Raw genomic sequence first — 1534 nt, forward strand, 5'->3', positions numbered from 1 at the left:
GCGGTGGACAAGGTCCACGCCAAAGGCAAGCTGACCGCCCGTGAGCGGATCACCGCCCTGCTCGACGAGGGCTCGTTCGTCGAACTCGACGCCCTCGCCCGCCACCGCTCCCAGAACTTCGGGTTGGGCGAGAACCGGCCCTTCGGTGACGGTGTGGTCACCGGCTACGGCACCGTCGACGGCCGCGATGTGTGCGTGTTCTCCCAGGACGCCACCGTCTTCGGCGGCTCGCTCGGGGAGATCTACGGCGAGAAGATCGTCAAGGTGATGGACCTGGCCGTCAAAACCGGCCGACCGTTGGTCGGCATCAACGAAGGTGCCGGAGCCCGCATCCAGGAAGGGGTGGTCTCCCTCGGGTTGTACGGCGAGATCTTCCACCGCAACGTCCGCGCGTCCGGGGTGATCCCGCAGATCTCGGTGATCATGGGACCCGCTGCGGGCGGGCACGTCTACTCCCCGGCCCTGACCGACTTCGTGGTCATGGTCGACGGCACCTCCCAGATGTTCGTCACCGGACCCGACGTGATCAAAACCGTCACCGGTGAGAACGTCACCATGGAAGAACTCGGCGGCGCGCACACCCACATGGAGAAATCCGGGGTCGCGCACTACGTCGCCTCCGGAGAACAGGACGCACTGGACTACGTCCGCGACCTGCTCTCGTACCTACCGAGCAACAATCGCGCCGACGCCCCCCGCACCGCACCCTCCGATCCGGTCGTCGGGTCCATCGAGGACTCGCTCACCGCGGAGGATCTCGAACTCGACACCCTGATCCCCGATTCACCGAACACCCCGTACGACATGCACGAGGTGATTCGTCGGATCCTCGACGACGACGAATTCCTCGAAGTCCAGGAAGGGCGGGCCCGCAACATCATCGTCGGGTTCGGGCGCATCGACGGCCGGTCGGTGGGGATCGTGGCCAATCAACCCACCCAGTTCGCGGGCACACTCGACATCGATGCTTCCGAGAAAGCGGCCCGGTTCGTGCGCACGTGTGACTGCTTCAACGTCCCGATCATCACCCTGGTCGATGTGCCCGGGTTCCTGCCCGGCACCGGCCAGGAATACAACGGCATCATCCGACGCGGCGCGAAACTGCTCTACGCCTACGGCGAGGCCACGGTCGGGAAGATCACCGTCATCACCCGCAAAGCGTACGGCGGGGCGTACGACGTGATGGGGTCCAAGCACATGGGAGCCGATGTCAACCTCGCCTGGCCGACCGCGCAGATCGCGGTCATGGGAGCCTCCGGCGCGGTCGGGTTCGTCTACCGCAAACAGTTGCTCGAAGCCGCGAAGAACGGTGACGACGTCGACGCCCTCCGCCTGACGCTGCAGCAGGAATACGAAGACACCCTCGTCAACCCCTACATCGCCGCCGAACGCGGCTACCTCGACGCCGTCATCCCCCCGAGCCACACCCGCGGCCAGATCGTCACCGCACTACGACTACTCGAACGCAAACAAGTCACCCTCCCACCCAAGAAACACGGAAACATCCCACTATGAGCGAAACGAACGACGACGC

1 protein-coding gene is annotated in these 1534 nt (G+C 65.1%); it reads left to right on the top strand.

Going from position 1 to position 1534, the window contains the following annotated elements:
• The coding region (locus CH296_RS28350) for an acyl-CoA carboxylase subunit beta (protein ID WP_141217281.1) at positions 1-1515 on the top strand (1515 nt) is incomplete at its 5' end.
• Positions 1516-1534 lie beyond the last annotated feature (19 nt).

Origin of the sequence: Rhodococcus sp. 14-2496-1d (assembly GCF_002259365.1) — a bacterium.
Classification (GTDB): Bacteria; Actinomycetota; Actinomycetes; order Mycobacteriales; family Mycobacteriaceae; genus Rhodococcoides.